Origin of the sequence: Bradyrhizobium erythrophlei, assembly GCF_042430365.1 — a bacterium.
GTDB lineage: Bacteria > Pseudomonadota > Alphaproteobacteria > Rhizobiales > Xanthobacteraceae > Bradyrhizobium > Bradyrhizobium erythrophlei.
In genome coordinates this window covers 2,794-3,073 of record NZ_JBHMET010000174.1, presented here as the reverse complement: position 1 = coordinate 3,073, position 280 = coordinate 2,794, and the positions used below count along the sequence as shown (strand labels likewise).

Sequence of the window (280 nt, the reverse complement as noted above, 5' to 3'; positions counted from 1 at the left end):
GCACCGTGAGTTCGTCGAGGCCAAGAAGTACATCGAGGCGCAGCTCGACGCCGGCAAGGCCGAGGTGAGCCTGCCGCCGGAGATGGCGCAGGGCAAGCAGCCGCACGCGGCGGCGAAGCCAGAGAACGAAGCGGCCGCGTCGCTGCCGGCCGAGCGCCAGGCGCAAACGCCGTCCGAATCTGCCGCCCCTGGAGCCGAGCGGCCCGCCTATGCGGCCGCGTTCGAGCGGTTGATGAGGCCGGAGCAAATGCCGGAAACGCTCAAGGCGCATCCGGAGCTT

At 70.4% G+C, this 280-nt stretch carries 1 pseudogene; it reads left to right on the top strand.

The features are described from left to right. Positions 1–280, top strand: a pseudogene (locus tag ACFFWD_RS25525) (hypothetical protein); the annotation flags it as partial.